General features: G+C 62.8%; 1 protein-coding gene. It reads left to right on the top strand.

Features of this window, described 5'->3' with window-relative positions:
* Positions 1 to 250 (top strand): transglycosylase domain-containing protein (locus SB719_RS21650; protein ID WP_412159959.1); only part of this gene is annotated, 250 nt, incomplete at both ends.

Raw genomic sequence — 250 nt, 5'->3', positions numbered from 1 at the left:
CTGTGGCTGCTGGCGACGACCAACGACAAGCGCGTCCCCGGCGGCTCGACGATCACCCAGCAGGTCGCGCGGCAGTTCTTCCTCAGCTCCGAGTACAGCTTCACGCGCAAGTTCGCCGAGATGCTGCTGGCGCGCAAGATGGAGCAGAACCTGTCGAAGGACGAGATCCTCGAGCTCTATCTCAACAAGAGTTTCTTCGGCAACCGCGCCTACGGCGTCGCCGCCGCGGCCGAGTTCTATTACGGCAAAC

The sequence above is a fragment of the Pantoea sp. SIMBA_079 genome (assembly GCF_046940275.1).
In the GTDB taxonomy this organism is placed as follows: Bacteria; Pseudomonadota; Gammaproteobacteria; order Enterobacterales; family Enterobacteriaceae; genus Pantoea; species Pantoea borealis.
Note: the sequence above shows the minus strand (reverse complement) of the source record. Positions and strands in the feature narration are given on the sequence as shown.